The 19,000-nt window shown below is 59.3% G+C and carries 16 protein-coding genes; 8 read left to right on the forward strand and 8 right to left on the reverse strand.

Going from position 1 to position 19,000, the window contains the following annotated elements:
* Window positions 1-15: 15 nt before the first annotated feature.
* A complete protein-coding gene (locus R3C19_05065) occupies window positions 16-1,299 on the reverse strand; it encodes a Gfo/Idh/MocA family oxidoreductase (protein MEZ6059713.1) in 1,284 nt (427 codons plus the stop codon).
* 52 nt (window positions 1,300-1,351) lie between these two features.
* Window positions 1,352-2,263 carry a TIM barrel protein gene (locus R3C19_05070; protein ID MEZ6059714.1) on the reverse strand — a complete coding sequence of 304 codons (912 nt, stop codon included), beginning with the start codon at window positions 2,261-2,263 and terminating at the stop codon, window positions 1,352-1,354.
* Between the two features lie 645 nt (window positions 2,264-2,908).
* On the opposite strand from R3C19_05070, the gene R3C19_05075 reads away from it, so the two are divergent.
* The 4 genes from R3C19_05075 (at window position 2,909) to R3C19_05090 (ending at window position 8,377) form a co-directional block, all read left to right on the forward strand.
* The gene (locus tag R3C19_05075) at window positions 2,909-4,102 is read left to right on the forward strand and encodes a TolC family protein (GenBank protein ID MEZ6059715.1); all 1,194 of its coding nucleotides are present in this window, start codon (window positions 2,909-2,911) and stop codon (window positions 4,100-4,102) included.
* Window positions 4,103-4,422: 320 nt separating this feature from the next.
* On the forward strand, window positions 4,423-5,343 hold the full coding sequence (locus R3C19_05080; protein ID MEZ6059716.1) for a TolC family protein: 921 nt from the start codon (window positions 4,423-4,425) through the stop codon (window positions 5,341-5,343).
* A gap of 49 nt (window positions 5,344-5,392) precedes the next feature.
* Complete coding sequence (locus tag R3C19_05085; GenBank protein ID MEZ6059717.1) at window positions 5,393-7,045, forward strand: efflux RND transporter periplasmic adaptor subunit; 1,653 nt, start codon at window positions 5,393-5,395, stop codon at window positions 7,043-7,045.
* Between the two features lie 45 nt (window positions 7,046-7,090).
* Window positions 7,091-8,377 (forward strand): ABC transporter permease, encoded by a 1,287-nt coding sequence (locus R3C19_05090; GenBank protein ID MEZ6059718.1) that lies wholly within the window; start codon window positions 7,091-7,093, stop codon window positions 8,375-8,377.
* A 120-nt stretch (window positions 8,378-8,497) separates the two neighbouring features.
* Here R3C19_05090 and R3C19_05095 read toward each other — a convergent pair whose 3' ends face one another.
* From R3C19_05095 to rpsR, 6 genes are all read right to left on the reverse strand, one after another.
* On the reverse strand, window positions 8,498-9,697 hold the full coding sequence (locus R3C19_05095; GenBank protein ID MEZ6059719.1) for a sialidase family protein: 1,200 nt from the start codon (window positions 9,695-9,697) through the stop codon (window positions 8,498-8,500).
* A 97-nt stretch (window positions 9,698-9,794) separates the two neighbouring features.
* Entirely contained in the window at window positions 9,795-11,129 is a 1,335-nt protein-coding gene (locus R3C19_05100; protein ID MEZ6059720.1) for an enolase C-terminal domain-like protein, read from the reverse strand.
* 480 nt (window positions 11,130-11,609) lie between these two features.
* A complete protein-coding gene (locus R3C19_05105) occupies window positions 11,610-12,827 on the reverse strand; it encodes a hypothetical protein (protein MEZ6059721.1) in 1,218 nt (405 codons plus the stop codon).
* Window positions 12,828-12,831: 4 nt separating this feature from the next.
* Window positions 12,832-14,736: a pyrroloquinoline quinone-dependent dehydrogenase gene (locus R3C19_05110; protein MEZ6059722.1), complete on the reverse strand. Its 1,905-nt coding sequence runs from the start codon at window positions 14,734-14,736 to the stop codon at window positions 12,832-12,834.
* 171 nt (window positions 14,737-14,907) lie between these two features.
* Window positions 14,908-15,669: an SDR family oxidoreductase gene (locus R3C19_05115; protein ID MEZ6059723.1), complete on the reverse strand. Its 762-nt coding sequence runs from the start codon at window positions 15,667-15,669 to the stop codon at window positions 14,908-14,910.
* A gap of 10 nt (window positions 15,670-15,679) precedes the next feature.
* Window positions 15,680-15,961, reverse strand: coding sequence for a 30S ribosomal protein S18 (rpsR, locus tag R3C19_05120; GenBank protein ID MEZ6059724.1), 282 nt, complete (start codon window positions 15,959-15,961; stop codon window positions 15,680-15,682).
* A 581-nt stretch (window positions 15,962-16,542) separates the two neighbouring features.
* Here rpsR and R3C19_05125 point away from each other — a divergent pair.
* The 4 genes from R3C19_05125 (at window position 16,543) to R3C19_05140 (ending at window position 18,830) form a co-directional block, all read left to right on the forward strand.
* Window positions 16,543-17,391: an ISAs1 family transposase gene (locus R3C19_05125; protein MEZ6059725.1), complete on the forward strand. Its 849-nt coding sequence runs from the start codon at window positions 16,543-16,545 to the stop codon at window positions 17,389-17,391.
* Between the two features lie 100 nt (window positions 17,392-17,491).
* Window positions 17,492-17,782 (forward strand): ISAs1 family transposase, encoded by a 291-nt coding sequence (locus tag R3C19_05130; GenBank protein ID MEZ6059726.1) that lies wholly within the window; start codon window positions 17,492-17,494, stop codon window positions 17,780-17,782.
* Between the two features lie 339 nt (window positions 17,783-18,121).
* Entirely contained in the window at window positions 18,122-18,433 is a 312-nt protein-coding gene (locus R3C19_05135) for a hypothetical protein (protein MEZ6059727.1), read from the forward strand.
* A gap of 73 nt (window positions 18,434-18,506) precedes the next feature.
* Window positions 18,507-18,830, forward strand: a complete 324-nt coding sequence (locus R3C19_05140; protein MEZ6059728.1) for a hypothetical protein — start codon at window positions 18,507-18,509, stop codon at window positions 18,828-18,830.
* Window positions 18,831-19,000: the final 170 nt, after the last annotated feature.

The raw sequence follows: 19,000 nt of genomic DNA on the forward strand, positions 1-19,000 counted from the left end.
ACTCTGCTGATTCAGTCAAACTAGTTTCGTGATTCCTGGTCGAGCGATTTCAATCGCCGGAGCATCGCCCCATTCGTATTGCGCGGGCGACAGATCGTGCCTGGAATCCAGAGCCTGCTGCCACGTGATTTCCTGGCCGGTGTACGTTGCCATTCGCCCCATGATCGCCAGCAGCGTGCTCTTTGCCATGTACTCGCCGTTGTTGACGGGATTGCCCGACCGGATTCCGGCAAACAGTTCATCGTGTTCGACCTGGTACATGTTTTTCACTTTGCGGTCGAAACGCCAGTTCGTGTTCGTCGTGATTTCAAGTCGCCGCTCCGACACTTCAGCCCGGCCCCTGGAACCGATGGCATACGCGGACATGTCGTTGCGGCAGTTGCTCTGCTGACGGCAGTTGCTGAACAGTCTCGTACCGTTTTCGAATTCATATGTCACGCTGTGGTGGTCAAAGATGTTGCCGAATTCTTCTCCCGTGCGAACCTGCCGCCCTCCCATGCCGATGGCTTTCACGGGATAGTCGCCAAACACCCAGGCACACACGTCAAGATAGTGCACGTGCTGTTCGACGTTGAAGTCTCCGGACAGCCACGTGAAGTAGTACCAGTTTCGCATCTGCCAGTGCATGTCAGTCCATTCCGGCTGGCGCGGCTTGACCCAGATCGACCCGCGGTAATCGTTGGCGATCAAAGTATGAATTTCGCCGATCGCGCCGTCGTGCAGCCGCTGCACGGTTTCGCGGAATCCTCCGTCGTAGCGAATGCACAGCCCGGACACGACGGACAGGTTCTTCCGCTTTGCTTCGGCGCACGACGCCAGTACGGAATGAATGCCGGGAGCGTCCACGGCGACCGGCTTTTCGGCAAACACATGCTTGCCGGCAGCGATCGCAGCATTCAGATGCAACGGCCGAAAGTGTGGCGGTGTCGTCAGCAGCACGACGTCGACATCGGCCGCCAGAAGTTTTTCGTACGCGTCGAAGCCGACGAACTGCCGTTCCTTCGGCACGTCGATTCTTTCGGCGACCGCAGCTTCCTTCGACAGTGACGCCAGACTTGACGTCAGCCGGTCTTCAAAGGCATCCGCCATAGCGACCAGTCTGGCGTTGTCGTCAGCCTGCAGTGCCTGAATCGCGGCTCCGGAACCCCGGCCGCCGCAGCCGATCAGCCCCACGTTCAGTCGGTCGTCACCGCCTGCGTGCATGGCCGCGGATAATGAACCTGCGGCCGCGCCAAGCGCTGATGCAGCCGCAAGCGATGTACCGAGAAACTGACGTCGACTGCTTGCTGAACGTTTCATCGTGCTTCCTTTGTAATGGCCGTTGGTCTTGGTTCCGATGACAGCAGAATGGTCAGGCGTCGATCGTTCGCAGGCCGTCAATCACCGTTTGCAGATACTGTCGAACGATGCCAGCGAGCCTGTCGACTTCATCCGGATCGACCGGTCGTTGTACCAGTGGCGCGAAGATGTTTTCGCAGCACAACGGCGTCTGCCGTCCGGTAAACGCGACGGGGTGCAGCAGCCGATAGTGGTCGATTTCTCCGAAACCGGGTCCGCAGTCCTGATCTTTGGGCCAGTTGCGGTGATCCTTCATGCAGAAGCTGTGAACGACATCGGCGCAGGCCTGAATGTCGGGGATCGGATTAACGTTCAGATAATCCATCACATTGCCGGCGTCGTAATTGACTCGCACGCCGGGATCGTCGACTTCGCGAATGATTTCCGCGCAGGCCTTGCCGGTTCCCGTCGAGCCGCCGTGCTGCTTGACGACCAGCAGAACATTGTGATCGCGCGCGATCGGTCCGAGTTGGCGGAACCGATCGAGCCACAACCGGCGGTCGCCTCCTTCGGTATGTCCGAACGTCAGAACCTGGCCGATTCCCGCGGCGCTGGCCTGGCGGATTCGATGTGTGAGCACTTCCAGCCCTTTCGGCGCTTCCGGATAGATGGTGGAAAACATCATCACGGGTTCCAGTCCCAGATCACGGCATGTCGACGCCAGTTCCTTCGCACGGACCGGCGCCGCGTCTTCCGGCATGACGGGTACCTGTTTGCCGCCGTCGGTCTCGCGATGTGTCGTGCCCCACGCGACGAATCGAAAACCGGCCTGTTTGATGCCGGTGAGTGCTCGCTTGAGAGGGAATGCCGAGTACGGCAGTGTCATGCAGGCAAGCTGGAAGTCGGTTGGTTCCGGCCGCTGCGATTCGGCCTGCGTTACCGGAAAGGAAATGGCCGACAGACCAGCGAAAGAACTCAGCAGCATGCGTCGTCGGTCACAATGTTTGCCGCAGGGTCTCATGCCGTGCCTTTCCGCGTCGCACAGATTTCGAATGCCGCATTGTCCGGACATGACGCCGTACTGTCCAACGCGGCATGTTCCTGCCGCGGAATTCGGACTGATGAAATGTGGCTGGGCTGTCAGCCGCTCCGTATTCCACAGGCCGTTCGCAGCTTACCAGCGGTCGTGATCGCAGCAGTCCGGCTGTAACGATGGTGCCGATTGCCGGTGTGGCGCCGGTTGAGACGGTTTCACATGACGCGCCGCGGAGTTCGGCAGCGCTTGCGGCATTCGCCGTTCAAACAGCGCGTATTCTCTGACGATAGGATTGAAGCGAACAACCGGTACGACCGGACCAGCCGGCACATTCTGCCGAACTCGAAGAAAGTGAGTATGCGCTGCGGCGGACACAATCAGAGTGACGCAAATCGGACTGCGGCATACACACAGATTCGGCGGCCCGGAGTCCGATTCCTCTGCGTCGTTCTGTTCGCACTATTGCTGACCGGCTGTTCCCGCCGCCAGTACCGGCTTGACGCGGACATCGATGCTTCGCGGCTAGTGTCAGAACGGATTCAACCCCGCTACTTTCTCCCGGACCGAACCGTTGAAGCGGCATCGAACTCGCGAATGGCGGACCTGACGGATCCGGACTGCGGTCCACTGCCCCCGGATGATCCGGACGCTCGGCGATACATGGCGCGCCCGTACAAGTCGCGGGGTTCCAGCGTTTGGCGGAAGCGAGGTGAATTGCCGACGGTGGAGTTCGAGCACTGGAAGCAGTTTCTGCCGATCGACGAAGAAGGTGCCGTGAAGCTTAACCGGGCCACGTCGATGGAACTTGCTCTGCTGCACAGCCGTGATTACCAGACTCAGGTCGAAGGCGTCTACCTGACGGCGCTGCCGGTTTCGCTGCAGCGATTTCAGTATGACACGCAGTGGAACGGAGGCTTCGGCGCGCATTTCTTCAATCAGGGCATCAACACGACCGGAGCCGTCGACACGCTGACGTTGAATGACGATCTGGGGTTCAGCAAGCGATTCGCGTCCGGCGGTCAGTTGCTTGCCGACTTTTCGAACGCGATGGTCTGGGAACTGAGCGGTCAGTCAATTTCGGCGAACTCCGTGTTGTCGTTTCAGTTTTTGCAGCCGCTGATGAGGCGCGCGTTCCGGTCCGTGCAGCTCGAACCGCTGACTCTTGCGGAACGCAATCTGTTGTATTCCGTTCGCAATTTTTCACGATTCCGCCGGGCGTTCTATGTCGACACGGCTGGTTCGAACGGATACCTCGGACTGCTGGCGATTGCTCAGGCGGTTCGCAACGAAGAATCGAACCTTGAAAGTCTGCGGCTTAACCTGGACGAGCACGATGCTCTGTATCTCGCCGGAAGAGTTTCGCAGTTTCAGGTCGACCAGGTCTTCCAGCAGTACCAGCAAAGCCGGCTGAGCCTGCTGCGGGCGAGACAGGCTCTGCAGGTCGCGTTTGACCAGTTCAAGCTGCAGCTCGGACTGCCGCCGACCCTGGAAGTGACGCTCGACAGCGACGAACTCAAGCTCTTCGAACTGTCTGATCCCCGGCTCGATCAACTGACGGATGAAAACGAATCGGTCCGTGTTCAGTTGCTGCAGTATTCGGAACTGCGGCTGCCGGCTGATGAAGATGTCGATCGCATGTCGGACGAGCAGCGGCAGACGCTTAACGAGACGATTCGCGGAACTCGGTCTGCCGCCGGTCGAGCAACTCGCCACGCTGACGCCGGAAGAACATCAGCGGGCGGCACGCATCTATGCCGAATCCAACCTGCCGACGTCGGACGAACTTAACCAGCTTCACGAAATCGCCGCAGGAGTCCTGGATCGGATTCAACCGATCGCCGACGAAATCCGCGACGAGCTTCTGCGGTGGAAAGCTCAGATCGAAGACCGCGCGGCGAAATTTGATGACGGCGACGACGAAACCGGTGATGAAGATTCCAAGACCCAGCGCGAAACCGAACGGCTGGAATCTCAGCGTGAACGGGAACTCTGCGATCGGCTGATTGAGATTCTGGACGAAATTTCAGACGAATCTGAGCTCGATGCGGGTCAACTTGATGCGATCGAGGGCTGCCATCGCACGAGAAGACCGGTTGACGGCGTGGAATATGCTGAATGAAATCGTGGGCGATGTCATTCGAGGCCGGCTGGCGGACCTGTTCGTCATTCAGACTCAGGTGCGGGTCTATCTGATTCAGATTCAGCCGGTTGAAATCACCGAACAGGCGGCTCACTGGCTGGCCAGAGAAAATCGTCTGGATCTGAAAAACATCCAGGGGCAGGTCGTCGACGCATACCGTGGAAAGGAAGTAGCGGCCGATCTGCTGGAAGCGGACCTCGACCTGATTCTGGGAGCCGACGTTCGCACAGACGGGACGCGGCTGAATCCGGCTCGATTCGACGCGTCTGCCAGTTCGCTGCAGGCAGGTCTGCAGTTCGACGGACCTCTGAACCGGATGGCTGAACGAAACGTCTACCGAGCATCACAAATTGCATTTCAGCGGGCTCGGCGCGACTTTATGGAGGCAAAGGATGGGATTTCCTTCGAAGTTCGTAACAATCTTCGTAATCTGGAGCTGAATCGATTTCAGTTCGAGATTACCCGCCAACAACTCATCACCGCCGCTCGGCAGGTCGAACAGGCTCAGGTGAATCTGAGGTTTTCGACTGAAGCCGACTCCAACCTCACCCGCGACCTGCTCCAGGCACTGCAAACGCTGCTCGGCGCTCGCAACAGTTTGATTTCCAGTTGGGTCAACTACGAAACGTCCCGGATGGAACTTTACCGGACGCTGGAGATCCTGCAGGTCGACGATTCCGGAAACTGGATCAATGACGGACAGCTCAGCAACAACTTCCTCACCGACAGCGGAACCGAAAACGTCGACGGCTTCGACGACGGCACCCGCAGCGCCGAAGACTCCGCCGAAGAAGGTGGTGGCCCCGATCGAGCCGCAGACGCCGACACCGAGCCAGACGAAGCCGACAGCGACGTCGAGCCCGTCATCGACCTCGGTCCCGTCGAATAGGCCCGCCGCGCAACGCCAGGGCGTCTTCGGCAAACTGATCGCATTCCTGGTGCTGGGCGGAACGATCGGCGGCGGAATCTGGTACGTCATGGCCGGCAGCGTCGACGAAGTGCTGGATGAGTCGCTGACGTGGACCGCCGAACGCACCAACCTGCGGATCACCGTTACCGAACGAGGCACGCTGCAAAGCCAGAAAACCGTTAACGGCGTCTGCGAACTCGGCGGTTACGACAACAAGATCATTTTCCTGGTCGAAGAAGGCGCGACGGTTCAGGAAGGCGATGTTGTCGTTCGCTTTGACTCGTCGGAAATCGAAACGGAAATCGCGGAGGAAAAGCTGGAGGTGGCTCAGGCGGAAGGCGTTGTGGAAACAAAACGGCAGGAAGTCGAAGTCGCGAAGAATACCGGCGAAAGCGAAATCGCCGCGGCTGAGCTGGAGCTGACTCTGGCAAGACTGGATTTCGAAAAGTACCGCGACGGTGATCTTCAGGTGGAACAAGCTGACCTTAGCGGCAATATCAGCCTGGCCAAAATCGATCTGCAGAAGGCCCAGGAGAACCTGCAAAACGTCCGCGAACTCGTCAAGAAGGGCTTTCGCGAACCAGACCAGATTCAGATTGCAGAACAAGAAGTCGAAAGGGCGAAGTTTGGCCTGAACCGCGACGAACGGAAGCTGGATGTGCTGATGAACTACGATTCCAAACGAAAACTGACGGAGTTCGAAGCGAAGGCGGAGGAAGCCGAACGGAAGTTAAGGCGAGCGAAGGCCACGGCTGACGCCAATCTGAAGAAGGCCCAGAATGAACTGCAGTCAGCACAGGCCGAACTCAAGCTGCAGCAGGAAGACCTGGCCGAGGAAGAGGCGGAACTCAAGAAGTGTGAAATCAAAGCTCAGCAGACAGGAGTCGTCGCCTATGCGAACGAAGACTGGTGGTCTGAATCGCGCCGCATCCGCGAAGGCGGCACCGTCTACCGTCGCCAGTCCGTCTTCCACATTCCTGACATGACGCTGATGGAAGTCGAAGTCAAGGTTCACGAATCCGAAGTCAAACGCGTCGCCGCTACTCAAAGAGCAGTCATTCGAGTCGACGCGTTTTCCAACGAGGCCTTCACCGGTGTCGTCAAAAGCGTCGCTCAGCTCAGCAAGTCCGACCGTTACATGGGGGGCGGAGTGAAGGAGTATCCGACGATCGTGACAATGAACGATTTCGGCGACATCCCTCTGCGCCCCGGTATGACGGCGGAGGTCGAGATTCTGGTCGACAATCTGACCGACGTTCTGGCCGTTCCCGTTCAGGCGATTGCCGAACATCGTCACAAACACTTCGCCTACGTTCAGACAGAAAACGGCTACGAACGCCGCGATGTCGAAGTCGGCCAGACAAACAACCGCCTGATCGTCATAAACGCCGGCATCGAGGCCGGCGATGTCGTGGCACTGGACGCGCGATCCCGCGCTGCTGAAGAGTTTTCCGATGACGAAGCCGCCGAAGACAGCGAAGAGCTGCAGGAACTGACGGAAGCAGACGACGGCGAGGGAGATGCGGAAGACGCAACCGACGCCGGCGACGAAGCCGACAACGATGCAGCGGTCGACGACGAAACGGCCGACGATGCAGCGGTCGACGACGAAATGGCCGACGACGCGGCCCCAGTGTCAGATGAACCGGGTGGAACAGTCCCACCGGACGGATCGGACTGATCTCATCGCGCGAAGAACCACCAACCGTTTACTGCTTCCCCCGCAATGCGTCGCATCTTTCTACTCATCCCGCTGATCCGAGCCGCTGTGAGAAGCCTCACGCTGCACAAGCTGCGGTCGTTCCTGACGATGCTCGGGCTGGTGTTCGGCGTTGCGTCCGTGATCGTCATGCTGGCGATCGCGGAAGGTGCCAGCTACGAGGCTCAGCAGCAGATTGAATCGCTGGGCGTGCGAAACATCATCGTTCGCAGTAAGAAGCCGGTGGAAGATACCGAAAGTCAGAACGCCAGCAGCGAGTTCGTGCTCGCGTATGGCCTGACCTGGGACGATCTCGACCGCATTCGCACCACGCTGAAGTGCGCCACCGGGGCGACGCCGCTGCGGGAGTTCCGTCAACAGGTTCGTCACCTGAATCGCAGCCTGGAAGGCCGCGTCGTCGGAGCGACTCCGGATTATCTGGAACTCACGTCGTCATCGCTTCAAAGCGGTCGGTTTCTGGAACCCATCGACCTGTCTCGCTACCACAACGTCTGCGTGATCGGTGCGGAACTGGCCGAGGAGCTGTTTCCGTACGAGAACCCGCTTCAGAAAACCGTGCGCATCGGAGCCAACCACTTCTACCGCATCGTGGGCGTCACCAACTACCGTTCACCGACCGGCGGAGCGGGTTCCAGTCTGAGTGCTGAAGACTACAATCGCGACGTGTATATTCCCGTCAGCACCGACCGCGCACGTTTCGGCGAAATGATCGTTTACGAAACGTCCGGTTCGCAGTCGGTCGAACGCATCGAACTGAGCCAGATTACCGTCCAGATCGATGACCGGGACAACGTCCGCAAAGCCGCGACCGTTATCGAAGACGTGCTGGGCGCGTTCCACACGAAGGAAGACTATGCCGTTACAATCCCGCTGGAACTGCTGGAACAGGCTGAGCAGACTCAGCGGATCTTCAGTCTGCTGCTGGGCTCAACGGCCGGAATTTCACTGCTGGTCGGCGGTATCGGGATCATGAACATCATGCTGGCCACCGTGACCGAACGGACTCGCGAAATCGGCATTCGACGTGCACTGGGAGCCAAGCGGGCAGATATCATTTCGCAGTTTCTGATCGAAACTGCTCTGCTGTCATTCACCGGAGCCCTGCTTGGCGCCGTGCTGGGCCTTGTGGTTCCGTCCATCGTCAGTTGGGCCAGCGGTCGGGAGACGATCATTACTCCGGAAGCCCCGATTATTGCTGTCGCCGTCGCGATGCTGGTGGGCACCAGCTTCGGTGTCTACCCCGCCCGACGAGCTGCCATGCTGCACCCGATCGAAGCGCTGCGAAGCGAGTAGCGTCTCGATTCAATAACGGAGTTCACGCTTCGCTGAACCCGACTTCAGCGTCACGGGAACAGCGAACAGCCTGACGCGGGCTCCGTCGGTCACTCTCAGAAAACCGCAAACGCAGGCCGGCTACTTTCCGGAAGTCTCCGAAAGCCACGCTTCGTTGAACGCCGCGTGTTTCATCGATTTTCCGCCTTCCACGAAGTAGCTGTAAACGACGTGAATTCTTCCATCCGATGTCTGAATCACGCACGGATAGTGGTACTGTCCGGTCGGGTGGTCTTCCAGATGGCGAGCGAGCTTCCAGGTACGCCCTTCATCGTCTGACGCCGAAACCGCCAGACGGTTCCGCCCTTTAACGGTGTCATTGTGAACCAGAATCCACCGTCCGCTGCTCAGCCGCAGGCCATCCAGACCGGACCCGGGATTCGGCAGGTCAGTCGTGCCGACCGGCCCCCAGGTTTCGCCATTGTCGCCGGATTCGGAAACTCGCACCTTGCCGGTGAATCCGTTTTCCCGCATGTAGGCGACCAGGGTTCCGTCGTTGCGTCGTAGCACGCTGGGCTGGATGGCTCCGAAACCCAGCAGAGGTTTGCTGGCGAACCATGTCTGTCCGCCGTCGTCGCTGATCGCCATCAGACCGATGGAAAACGTGTCGGTGTACAGCGGAAGCAGAATTCGGCCTGACGACACGACGGTCGGCTTGCAGCGAGGCTGCCAGCCCAGGCGCTGGTAAAGCTTTTGACTCAGCTTCGCCCGGTTGTCGGCGACTTCGGCAGCCTCACGTTCCGTCAGTGGCCGCGGAAGTTGTTTCATCAATTCGTCCAGGGCAAGCAGGGCGTCTTTCGAAAAGTCATCCGGCTTCAACAAAATGACATCTTCGCGATTCCATGTCGGACAGCCGCTGCCGGAAGGATCATTGCTGACCTTCACTCGAGTCAAACACGATTCCCATGAGTTCGCGATGATGACGGGCCAGAACAGAAACAGCCTTCCGTCGGAATCCGTCATCAGAGCCGTGTTGCAGTCGGGAAAGCCGACAGTATCAGCCATCAGAAACGGCTCGCTCCAGGCATCGCCGTCCGCCTTCCTTCGGGCACCCCAGACGGTAACATCATCGGCCGATCGTTCACCGCTGCCGCGATACCACGACACGATCAGTTCGCCGTTCGCAAGTTCCGCGATCCCCGGAGCGTGATTGTGTTTGTCATGCAGCGGAAAGATGAGTTCCGCCGAATAGACCGCGGGGCTGTCGTCCGCGCGAACATCTGTCGAAAGGACAGCGCCGAACAGCACCATCGCGGCAGAGACCAAGCCGACATTCTTCATCGTTATTCCCGATCCGAATTCCTGGCAGCGGTTTCGGCGACTCGCCGACATCTCATTTCATGCAGCCGATGCGAACCTCAGCCACGACGCCAACGGGCTACGGCTTGGTGATCTGGCCGTCACGTCGTCGAAGATTTCCCCAGTTCATGTCGAACGGCGGATCGTCCCTGATCGGAAACTTTGCGGCCAGAGCCTCATCGATGTCAATTCCCAGCCCCGGCTTGTCGTTGGCGTGATAGTAGCCGTCTTTCAGAGTCGGGCAGCCGGGAAAGACGTCTTCTTCTTCCTGTCGAAACTCACGTGCTTCCTGAATGCCAAAGTTCTGAGTCGCCAGGTCCAGATGCACGTTCGCTGCATGTCCTACCGGCGACACGTCTCCGGGGCCGTGCCATGCCGTGCGGACTCGGAAGAATTCGCAGAAATGCGCCAGCTTCTGCGCCGGCGTCAGCCCGCCGATCTGCGAAATGTGAACTCGAATAAAATCAATCAGACGCCCGGCGATGATGTCGACGAACTCATTCGGATTGTTGAACAGTTCTCCCATCGCAATCGGTGTCGCCGTTTGCTGGCGCAGATGTTTGAAGTAGCCCACGTCTTCCGGGCTGAACGGATCTTCCAGAAAGAACAGCCGGTACTGTTCCAGATCCTTCGCGAGCTTCATGGCCAGAATCGGCGGGACGCGTTCGTGAACGTCGTGCAGCAGTTCCACGTCGCCTCCGATGTTGTTTCGAAGATGCTCGAACAGCTTTGGCACCAGACGAACATAGGGGCCGGGTTCAAACACGTCCGGTCGAGCGTTCTCCGGAATGTCCGACGAACCGCCGCTGCCGCGGGCACCATACGTCGATAGTCCGGGTACTCCGACCTGAACCCGAATATGACGATACCCTTCGGCCATGTACCGCCGCACACTTTCTTCGACGGCTTCCAGACTGTTGCCGGACGCGTGCCGGTACGTATCTACCGCAGTCCGCGCGGGTCCGCCGAACAGCCGATACACGGGCTGATTGCAGAGCTTCCCGAGAATGTCCCACAGCGCCATGTCGACTCCGCTGAGAGCGTTATTGAGAACCGGCCCGTTTCTCCAGTAGGAACTCAGAAAGATCGAGTTCCAGGTTTCTTCGATCCGGGTCGCCGGCTTGTTCAGCAGAAACGGTTTGAGAAACGTATCAACGGCGGTCTCAACCGCGCGGGCTCGCTGCGTGAACGTGGCACATCCAAGTCCGTAGAGACCCGGCTGATTGGTTTCGACCTTGACCACAACCAGCCGGATTCCCGCCGGCGCGGTCAGAATCGACTTCACGTTGGTGATGCGAACATCATCATTGCCGGCCGCCGTTGTGCCGGTCTGCTGAACGAAGCCGTGAGCAGACCCCGCTGCCAGCAGCCCGGATCCCAGTGCCGTGTTCTTCAGCCAGTCGCGCCGTTTCATGATCGTGTCCCCGACGTATTTGAGAAGGATGTGAACTCGTACGGCAGGATAGCGGAAGCCGCCGCGTCGTTCACGCGCGTCGACGCGGACGAACCCATACGCCGCTCCGCCCGGCAAATGTGCGACCGACGGCAGCAGGGTCAATTCCAACGAGGGGACGACGCTCCTGCCGAGCCGCTGCGTTAGCCCGGATTACTCACGCGATCAGCGTTTTCTGGTGTACGGTGTCTGGGAGACGTTGGCTATTTCAAGTCGGCGAGACGCACACTGCGCGACGGGACTCCGATCCCGTCACTGCATTTCGACGGGATCGGAGTCCCGTCGTACAAACCCGTGAATATTCCGGGTTAAGCGCCCGCTGGCAAACGCGGCTCGGCAGGAGCCTCGCCCTCCCGATCATCACGCGTCCCGAACATCACGTATCCCGATGGTCGCGTCCGTGCAATCCATCAATGGGCGGATGACACGATTGGCAAAGCACTACGCCAGTTCGGTCTTCAGACGCGAATGCGGCACGCTTCGATCTGCGTCTGATTCGCGAGCCAAAACGTCGAGCGCCTCAACCAGCGCGGGCAATTGGCCGTTGTACCAGCGACTGAAGGTCAGTTCCGCCGTGTGACTGCCGGACAATCGAATACTGTTGGTGAAATAACCCGTCACCAGCTCGGCTCGGCATCCATCGAACGGGATTTTCGTCACTGCGTCATCTCGCAGCAGTCGGCACTGAGTCAGCAGCCAGCCGGCTTCGCTGCGACTCAGGATGCAGCGCGACCGCGCCGGTACTGTTCCGACCGTAGCCACCGGAAACACGACGACCTCAGGCCGAAGCTGCGTCTTTGGAGGAGAAATCAGTGCCCACACGGCATCAAGCAGCATGGTGCGAAAGAACACTTCTCGGCGATAGATCCAGCGAAACACGACCAAACATGCCGCCAGCATCGCAAGGTTGATGACCGTTGCGATGGTCGGACTGAACCCGTAAATCGCCATCAGCACCGCGCAGGCTGTCTTGTTGGCGACTTCGAAGACCGCGTCGATCGCGGGGACCGGAGTAATCCAGATCAGCACTTCAAAGAAGAACTTCACCGTGTTGATGACGAAAATGTTAATCGCCGCAGCGACCATCAGCAGCGTGTCGACCGTTACGGAAATGACGCCAAGCTGCACAACCTCCGGAGCTTCAACCGTGACGTCGGACCCGGTCGTCGCCGACATCAGCACCTTCAATGTCAGCAGTGTGATGATCCCTGCCCAGGCTTCCACCTGATCGACGGCCTGAGCGAACGGTTTGCTGACCTTGGTAAATCGCGGAATCGACGTGACCAGCGTCAGCGCCAGGAACGTCCAGAACACCGCCGGATTGTTCAGCGGTGATGTTGCACCCAGAAACGGATTTTCCGCCGACACCCAGCCTTTTCCGAAGATCGCCATTCCCGACAGGCACGTGATTCCGAAAAACGGCGACAACGCAACGGGAGCCAGCGGGCCGAGCCAGTCGGCAACGCCCATGCCGTGAACTAACTGTTGTGCCGCGACGACGTCCGTGGACGAATAGGAATCAACTGCCGGCGCCGGCGTTTTCGTTTCGTCGGCATGCAGCATCGAACCGACGGTCAGAAGCAACAGAAGAGACACAACCGATTTGGAGATCCATCGCGGCGGTCGCCCGGACATCGGCATGGGAAGCAGTCGATTCATCAGTTCATTCTTCCCCCGGCAGTGCGAACACGACGAAACTGTCGCCCGCTTTCGTTCGCAGCTTTCCGGCTCCACCGGCGGCAATGACGACGTACTGCCGATTGCCGACCATGTACGTCGACGGCGTGGCATAACCTCCCGCGGGCAGTTTGTAATCCCACAGCAGTTCGCCGGTGGCCTTGTCGAATGCGTGGAATTTTTCGTCCTTCGTGCCGGCGATAAACACCAGCCCGCCTGCGGTTACGATTGAGCCGCCGAAGGTTTCTGTTCCGGTTTGTGGAATTCCCCGCCGCGTCAGTTCTTCGTGTTCACCCAGCGGTATCTGCCAGGCGAATTCGCCGGAGTTCAGATTGATGGCCGTCAACTGTCCCCACGGCGGCTGAATCGCCGGGTAGCCTTCATGATCCAGAAACTGCACGTATCCCTTGTGACCAAACCGGTCGTGGTCGCCCGGTTTTCCCGGAACCAGCGTCATGATGTTCGGTACGTTGTTCGAATTCACGTAAAGCAGCCCGGTCGTCGGGTCGAAGGAAGCTCCCGACCAGTTTGCTCCGCCGTGAAAGCCGGGAATCACGACGGATCCTTCCAGACTCGGTGGCGTATTCGTCGATCCTCGGCGCAGCGTTTTCAGCTTGTCCAGCACTGACTGCCGGTTGGCTTCACCGATGTTTGTGACGTTGGATTCATCAAAGTGCTGAACAGAAAACGGCGGCGGACGGACCGGCACCGGCTGAGTCGGCCATGCCTGTTCGCCGGGGACAGTCGACGCGGGAAACGGCTTTTCTTCGACATCGAACAGCGGCTTTCCCGTTTCGCGGTCAAAGACAAACACATAGCCCGTCTTCGTGACCTGAGCAACCGCGTCGACCGCTCTGCCGTCGCGAGTCACACTCACGAGGTTGGGATAGACGGGAGTATCGTGGTCCCAGATGTCGTGATGCACCGTCTGAAAATGCCACCTGCGGTTTCCGGTTTCTGCATCCAGGCAAAGTGTGCAGTTGGCGAACAGATTCTGCCCGTGCCGATCGCCGCCATAGAAATCAAACGCGGCTGAACCCGTGCCACAAAACACCAGGCCGCGCTGGGTGTCCACGGTGATGCCGCCCCACGCGTTGGCTCCGCCGCGATTCCTCCAGGAACCTTCCGCCCAGGTGTCGTTGCCGAATTCGCCGGGATGCGGCACCGTGCGGAAACTCCAGACCTGTTCTCCGGTTCTCACGTCAAACGCGCGGATGTCTCCGGGAGCGGCAATACCCGGACCCTCGCCATTCGACACGCCGACGATGATCGTGTCGCGCCAGACTGCAGGCGCCGACGTCGGACCGTAGCCAAGCTTTCTGACATCGTCGGCAAACTCCGCGCGCAGATCGCGGATTCCTCCGTCACCGAAGCCGGCATCAAGTTTGCCGGTCTTCGCGTCCAGTGAAAACAGCCGGCCGTCCGACGAACCGTGAATGATCCGACGCTGACCGTCCGGCTGTCCGTCGCTCCAGTACGCCACGCCCCGATTGACGCCGCCGGACGTCGGCGTATGCGGCCACGGGTGATCTTTCAGGGGATCAAACTGCCACAGTTCCTCACCGGTCGCCGCGTTCAGCGCCACCACGCGCAGGTAGCCGGTAGTGACATACATCACGCCGTCAACAATCACCGGAGTGCATTCAATGGTCTTCCCGCTGCCGTCTGGTTGCAGTTCGCGGGTACGAAACGTCCAGGCCGGTCGCAACTGACTGACGTTGCTGCGATTGATTTCATCCAGCGGCGAATATCGCATCGCTCCGGGATCGTTCCCGACAGTCGGCCAGTCGGTGTCTTCGGCTTGCGCAAGTGAAGCCACTCGCGCGAGACTGCATCCGACAACGAGAAGCACCGCGGACAACTGACGAACCGAACCAGATTGCAAACTCATGAGACCTGCCTTGAACTGACCGGAAGAAACCTCCCTCGCGTTTCGACGATGCATTCCAGTGCTCGGGGATGATACCAGAGCCGCTCGCAAATCTCTGTCAGTGGCGCCATCGTCAATCTGACGGATGACGGCGATTCCGCCATCGCACCGCGATTCGTCCGGCGCTGCGTGTCAGGGTTGCCAGTCTTCAGGAACGTCGGGCTGCTGCCAGATGCTCATCCCGCCGTCAACAAAGATCATCTGACCATGGATGTGCTGCGCCGCGTCGCTGAGCAAAAAAACGGCGGCGCCCGCCGCGGCGTCCGGTCCGGGAACAATTCCGTTCGGCGTATGCAGTTCCATCCATCGCAGTGACCGCTTGTCTTTGAGTGCCGGTTCCGTCAGCGGCGTTCGAAAAAGGCCGGGAGCGATGCCGTTCACGCGAATCCCGTGCGGCGCCAGCGACACGCTTAGAGACCGCACCAGAGCCTCCACGGCGCCTTTGGACGTGTCGTACGCCACGTGAGTCGGTTCTGACAACCGCCCGTTGATGGAACCGATCAGAATGATTCGACCGCGAACGCCCGCTGTTACCCATCGCCGGGCGAAATGCTGAACAAGAACAAACTGCGAATAGACGTTCAGCCGCATCGTTCGATCGAACGTGGCAAAATCCAATTCCAAAAATGGCTGATCGATGTACGTGCCCGCATTGCAGACCAGCAGGTCGATGTCCGGGTTGCACTGCAGTGCAGCGTCCGCAACGCGAACAGCGCAGTCAGGAAGCGGCGCCGACAGATCACCGAAGACAAAGTCGCCGTCGCCACCGCCAGCACGGTCCAGACCATGCCGAACTACCGACGCTCCGGCCGCGGCGACGTGGTTGGCGATTTCGCAGCCGATTCCCATCGTGCTGCCCGTCACGAACGCCGCATGGTTGGCCAGCAGATTCATCGCGCCGGGTCTATTCTTCCGCAACAAACGGCAGCAGACCGATGAAGCGGGCTCGCAGCACAGCCGACCGGACGGCTCGCTGGTACAGGGCGGACGTTCCGGTACGGCGGCGAGGCAGAATCCGGCCTTCGCGGTCAATCAAAGTTCGCAGAGTCTTCAAGTCCTTGTAATCCACGTAGACCGGCCGCGACACAACGCCGTCCGGGCTGAACGGACACTTCATCTTTTTCTTCTTGAGTTTTGCGCGGCGCTTCCGGAGCTTTCTCAGGTCATTCTTGGAAATTGTGGCCATCGACGAACTTGCTCTCTTTCTGCGTGTACCGGTCCTCAGGGAACGGTTCAGCAAACTGCAAACTGCGGGCAAAGACCCCGTAAAGCTGCCAGACAGATCCAGTCGTCAATGCAGCCGCCCGACGGAGCAGCCACCAAAGGCTGCCGGGGAAACGAAGCGGCATTCTACTGCCTGCTCCAAAGACAGCAACTGAAACTGCCGGACACAAGAAAACGCCCGCGTGCCTCTATCCCGACGCCCTCGGCGGGCCGACACAACCTGTGCCGGTGGCGTCAGCCCAATGTCACTCACTTTGGTTTTTCTGTCTGACATGGTGGAGTTTGGCATGAGAATTGCGCTGTCAATGAACACGTTTCATTGCTGCCAGATTGTCATGGAAACACGGATGTCTGAAGAATCTTCGCTGACGGAACACGAATTTGTTTCGGCTGTTGATCCAGGGCCGGCGCATTTGGCAGGGTGCAGGCAGTGGCGTGATTGTTGCGGGGAGATGGCGACAGTCAACCGGGCGGAGGGAGCACGCTTCGTTTTTGCGGCTGAATGATTCGGCAGACGAACCTTCCATCCGAACGGAGTCTGTAATGTTTACAAGGTGCCTGGCAGTTCCTGCATGCTTTGAGCCGCTGGTCGATCCGCGCCGCCCGGCCGGCAATCATCGCCATCGGCTGATTGACATTATGTTTCTGGCACTTTGTGCGACGATCTGCCGGTGCGAGACGTGGGAAGACATCGAAGATTTCGGCTATGAGCGGCTGGAGTGGCTTCGAAAATACGTCCCGCTCGAAAATGGTGTCCCCCATCATGACACGATTGCCCGCGTCATTTCGCGGCTCGACACGGCCGCTTTTTACGCCTGTCTGCAGGACTGGATCAGCGGCCTCAAACTTGACCTGGCCGGCAGGGGCGTGCATGTGGACGGCAAGACGGCTCGCCACAGTTTTGACAGCGACACCAATCTGAAGGCACTGCATCTGGTCAGTGCCTGGGTCGATGAGCACAGTGTTTGCCTGGGCCAGATCGCTGCGGACCAGAAGTCCAATGAGATCACCGCTGTGCCGCTGCTGCTGGAGATGCTGGAGATCAAAGGCGCGGTGATCACGCTGGACGCGATGAACTGCCAGCAGAAGACCGTCGAGCAGATCATCGAACAGGAAGCCGACTTTGTGATCACTGTCAAAGACAACCAGCCCACACTGGCTCAGGCGATCGCTGACCGGTTTGACGAGTACTTCGAAAACGGCGAAGTCGACCGCACGGTTCGTTCGCACCGCAGACGCAGCCGTTCGCGCGGCCGACCTGAGCGAACAGGTGGTGACGGTCGCACCCGTACCCGAATCCATCCGGGCGATGGACAAGTGGCAGGGCATCCAGTCGATCGGAATGGTCTGGCGCCACCGCGAACCGGTTATACCGCGAGCGGGGGAAAATGAGGGAAGCAGGCTCGTGGCAGTAAGAGTTGTGAAAAGCACCAGTGTCCGCCGCGGCCAGTATAATTCCGGCAGTCCGCGAGCGATCCCGGAAACCGACAGCGTGACATTTTTCATCAGCAGCCTGCGACCGACGGCCTCGCTGATTTCCAAATACGTCAGCAGACACTGGACGGTTGAAAACTCGCTGCACTGGACCCTGGATGTAACTTTTACCGAGGACAAAAGCCGGATTCGCAAGGGCACTGCGCCCGCGATCATGGGCGGCCTGCGGCGTTTTGTCCTGACACTGCTCAAGCGCGACACTTCGCTGCCCAAAACAAGCCTCAAGCGAAAACGACTACGCGCCACACTCAGCACTGACACCCTCGAAGCCATTCTGTTCGGAAATTAGCCACCTTCCAAATGCGCCGACCCTGTGTGCGGCGGCCAGTGGCAAACAGCACGCCGATGACAATCGGCAGCAAGTACTTCCGCGATCGCCGATCCAGCGGTTCGGCCATCTGAGTTGTCCATTCGCGAAACCTTCGGGGCAGCGTCCATGCAGCCATCGGGGCTCTCCGGTCAGGCAGGTTGTGATGTACCGCGTGATACCGCGAGAGCCCCGTTCTCTTCCAGACCAATCCTCCCGCGCCCCCGCCAACCCATCATCCCCACCACCGACCCCAACGCTCACCTGGACTATCGAGATCTCCGAAAGTGCAGGGCTGTTCACAGAAAGGCAGTGAACTCAATGGCATCACTCAGCCAGGAAAGTCCGAAGCGGTGGCGAATCCTGTTCAGGGATCTCGGCGGCACGGAAAAGCGAAAGCAGATCCGGCTCTACAACGTCACGAAGAAACAGGCGGAAGGCCACTTCCGCCACATCGAAAGCATCATCAGCACTCGCTTGCAGGGTGTGCAACTGACCGAAGTCGACGCCGTCTGGCTCGGCGGCCTTCCCCCGCCATGCATGCTCGCCTTGTACGCCGGCCTGGCAGAACCGAGAATGGAGCCCGAAGCCGAGCCGGCTGCCCAGGTTCCCGCTGAAGGACTATCTCGATGAGTATCTGGCGGCCGGACTCACCACGAAGGGCGATCCCGCAGCCGAATCGACGCTGCTGAAATGGGCAGGCACGATGAAGTTCCTCGGTGAAAGTGTTCGGGCGAAACGGCTGCTGGATTCCATCTCCAGCGAAGACGCCTACCAATTCCGGAAGTGGCTCGACAACCGACGCATCAGGAAGACGACCACCGGCGGCCCCAAAGGTCAGCCAATGCTGGAAAACGGGAAGCGAAAACACATCGACAATGCGAAGGTCTTTTTCAACGCCGCTCTGCGACGCGCTGATCGACAGGAATCCGTTCGACCATCTCGTTTCCAGCACGAAAAAGAATCGCGATCGCGACCACTACGTCTCCCGTGCAGAGACGGAGCAGATCATCGCCGCCTGTCCGGATGACGAATGGAGGCTGCTGGTGGCACCGTGGCGCTACGCCGGCCTGCGGAAGATGGAAGTGTTCGAACTGACCTGGGGCGATGCTGTTCGACAAGGGCAGGATGCGAGTCCATTCGAAGAAAACAGCGGGTCACGACGGCAAGGACATTCGCTACGTTCTGCCGCGCGACGTT

The sequence above is a fragment of the Planctomycetaceae bacterium genome (assembly GCA_041398785.1).
In the GTDB taxonomy this organism is placed as follows: Bacteria; Planctomycetota; Planctomycetia; order Planctomycetales; family Planctomycetaceae; genus JAWKUA01.

Excerpts from the sequence above, each read along its gene's own strand:
- R3C19_05065 (MEZ6059713.1), bottom strand. The coding sequence starts at position 1,299 with ATGAAACGTTCAGCAAGCAGTCGACGTCAGTTTCTCGGTACATCGCTT.
- R3C19_05070 (MEZ6059714.1), bottom strand. The coding sequence starts at position 2,263 with ATGCTGCTGAGTTCTTTCGCTGGTCTGTCGGCCATTTCCTTTCCGGTA.
- R3C19_05075 (MEZ6059715.1), top strand. The coding sequence starts at position 2,909 with ATGGCGGACCTGACGGATCCGGACTGCGGTCCACTGCCCCCGGATGAT.
- R3C19_05080 (MEZ6059716.1), top strand. The coding sequence starts at position 4,423 with ATGCTGAATGAAATCGTGGGCGATGTCATTCGAGGCCGGCTGGCGGAC.
- R3C19_05090 (MEZ6059718.1), top strand. The coding sequence starts at position 7,091 with ATGCGTCGCATCTTTCTACTCATCCCGCTGATCCGAGCCGCTGTGAGA.
- R3C19_05095 (MEZ6059719.1), bottom strand. The coding sequence starts at position 9,697 with ATGAAGAATGTCGGCTTGGTCTCTGCCGCGATGGTGCTGTTCGGCGCT.
- R3C19_05100 (MEZ6059720.1), bottom strand. The coding sequence starts at position 11,129 with ATGAAACGGCGCGACTGGCTGAAGAACACGGCACTGGGATCCGGGCTG.
- R3C19_05105 (MEZ6059721.1), bottom strand. The coding sequence starts at position 12,827 with ATGAATCGACTGCTTCCCATGCCGATGTCCGGGCGACCGCCGCGATGG.
- R3C19_05110 (MEZ6059722.1), bottom strand. The coding sequence starts at position 14,736 with ATGAGTTTGCAATCTGGTTCGGTTCGTCAGTTGTCCGCGGTGCTTCTC.
- R3C19_05115 (MEZ6059723.1), bottom strand. The coding sequence starts at position 15,669 with ATGAATCTGCTGGCCAACCATGCGGCGTTCGTGACGGGCAGCACGATG.
- rpsR (MEZ6059724.1), bottom strand. The coding sequence starts at position 15,961 with ATGGCCACAATTTCCAAGAATGACCTGAGAAAGCTCCGGAAGCGCCGC.
- R3C19_05125 (MEZ6059725.1), top strand. The coding sequence starts at position 16,543 with ATGTTTACAAGGTGCCTGGCAGTTCCTGCATGCTTTGAGCCGCTGGTC.
- R3C19_05135 (MEZ6059727.1), top strand. The coding sequence starts at position 18,122 with ATGGCATCACTCAGCCAGGAAAGTCCGAAGCGGTGGCGAATCCTGTTC.
- R3C19_05140 (MEZ6059728.1), top strand. The coding sequence starts at position 18,507 with ATGAAGTTCCTCGGTGAAAGTGTTCGGGCGAAACGGCTGCTGGATTCC.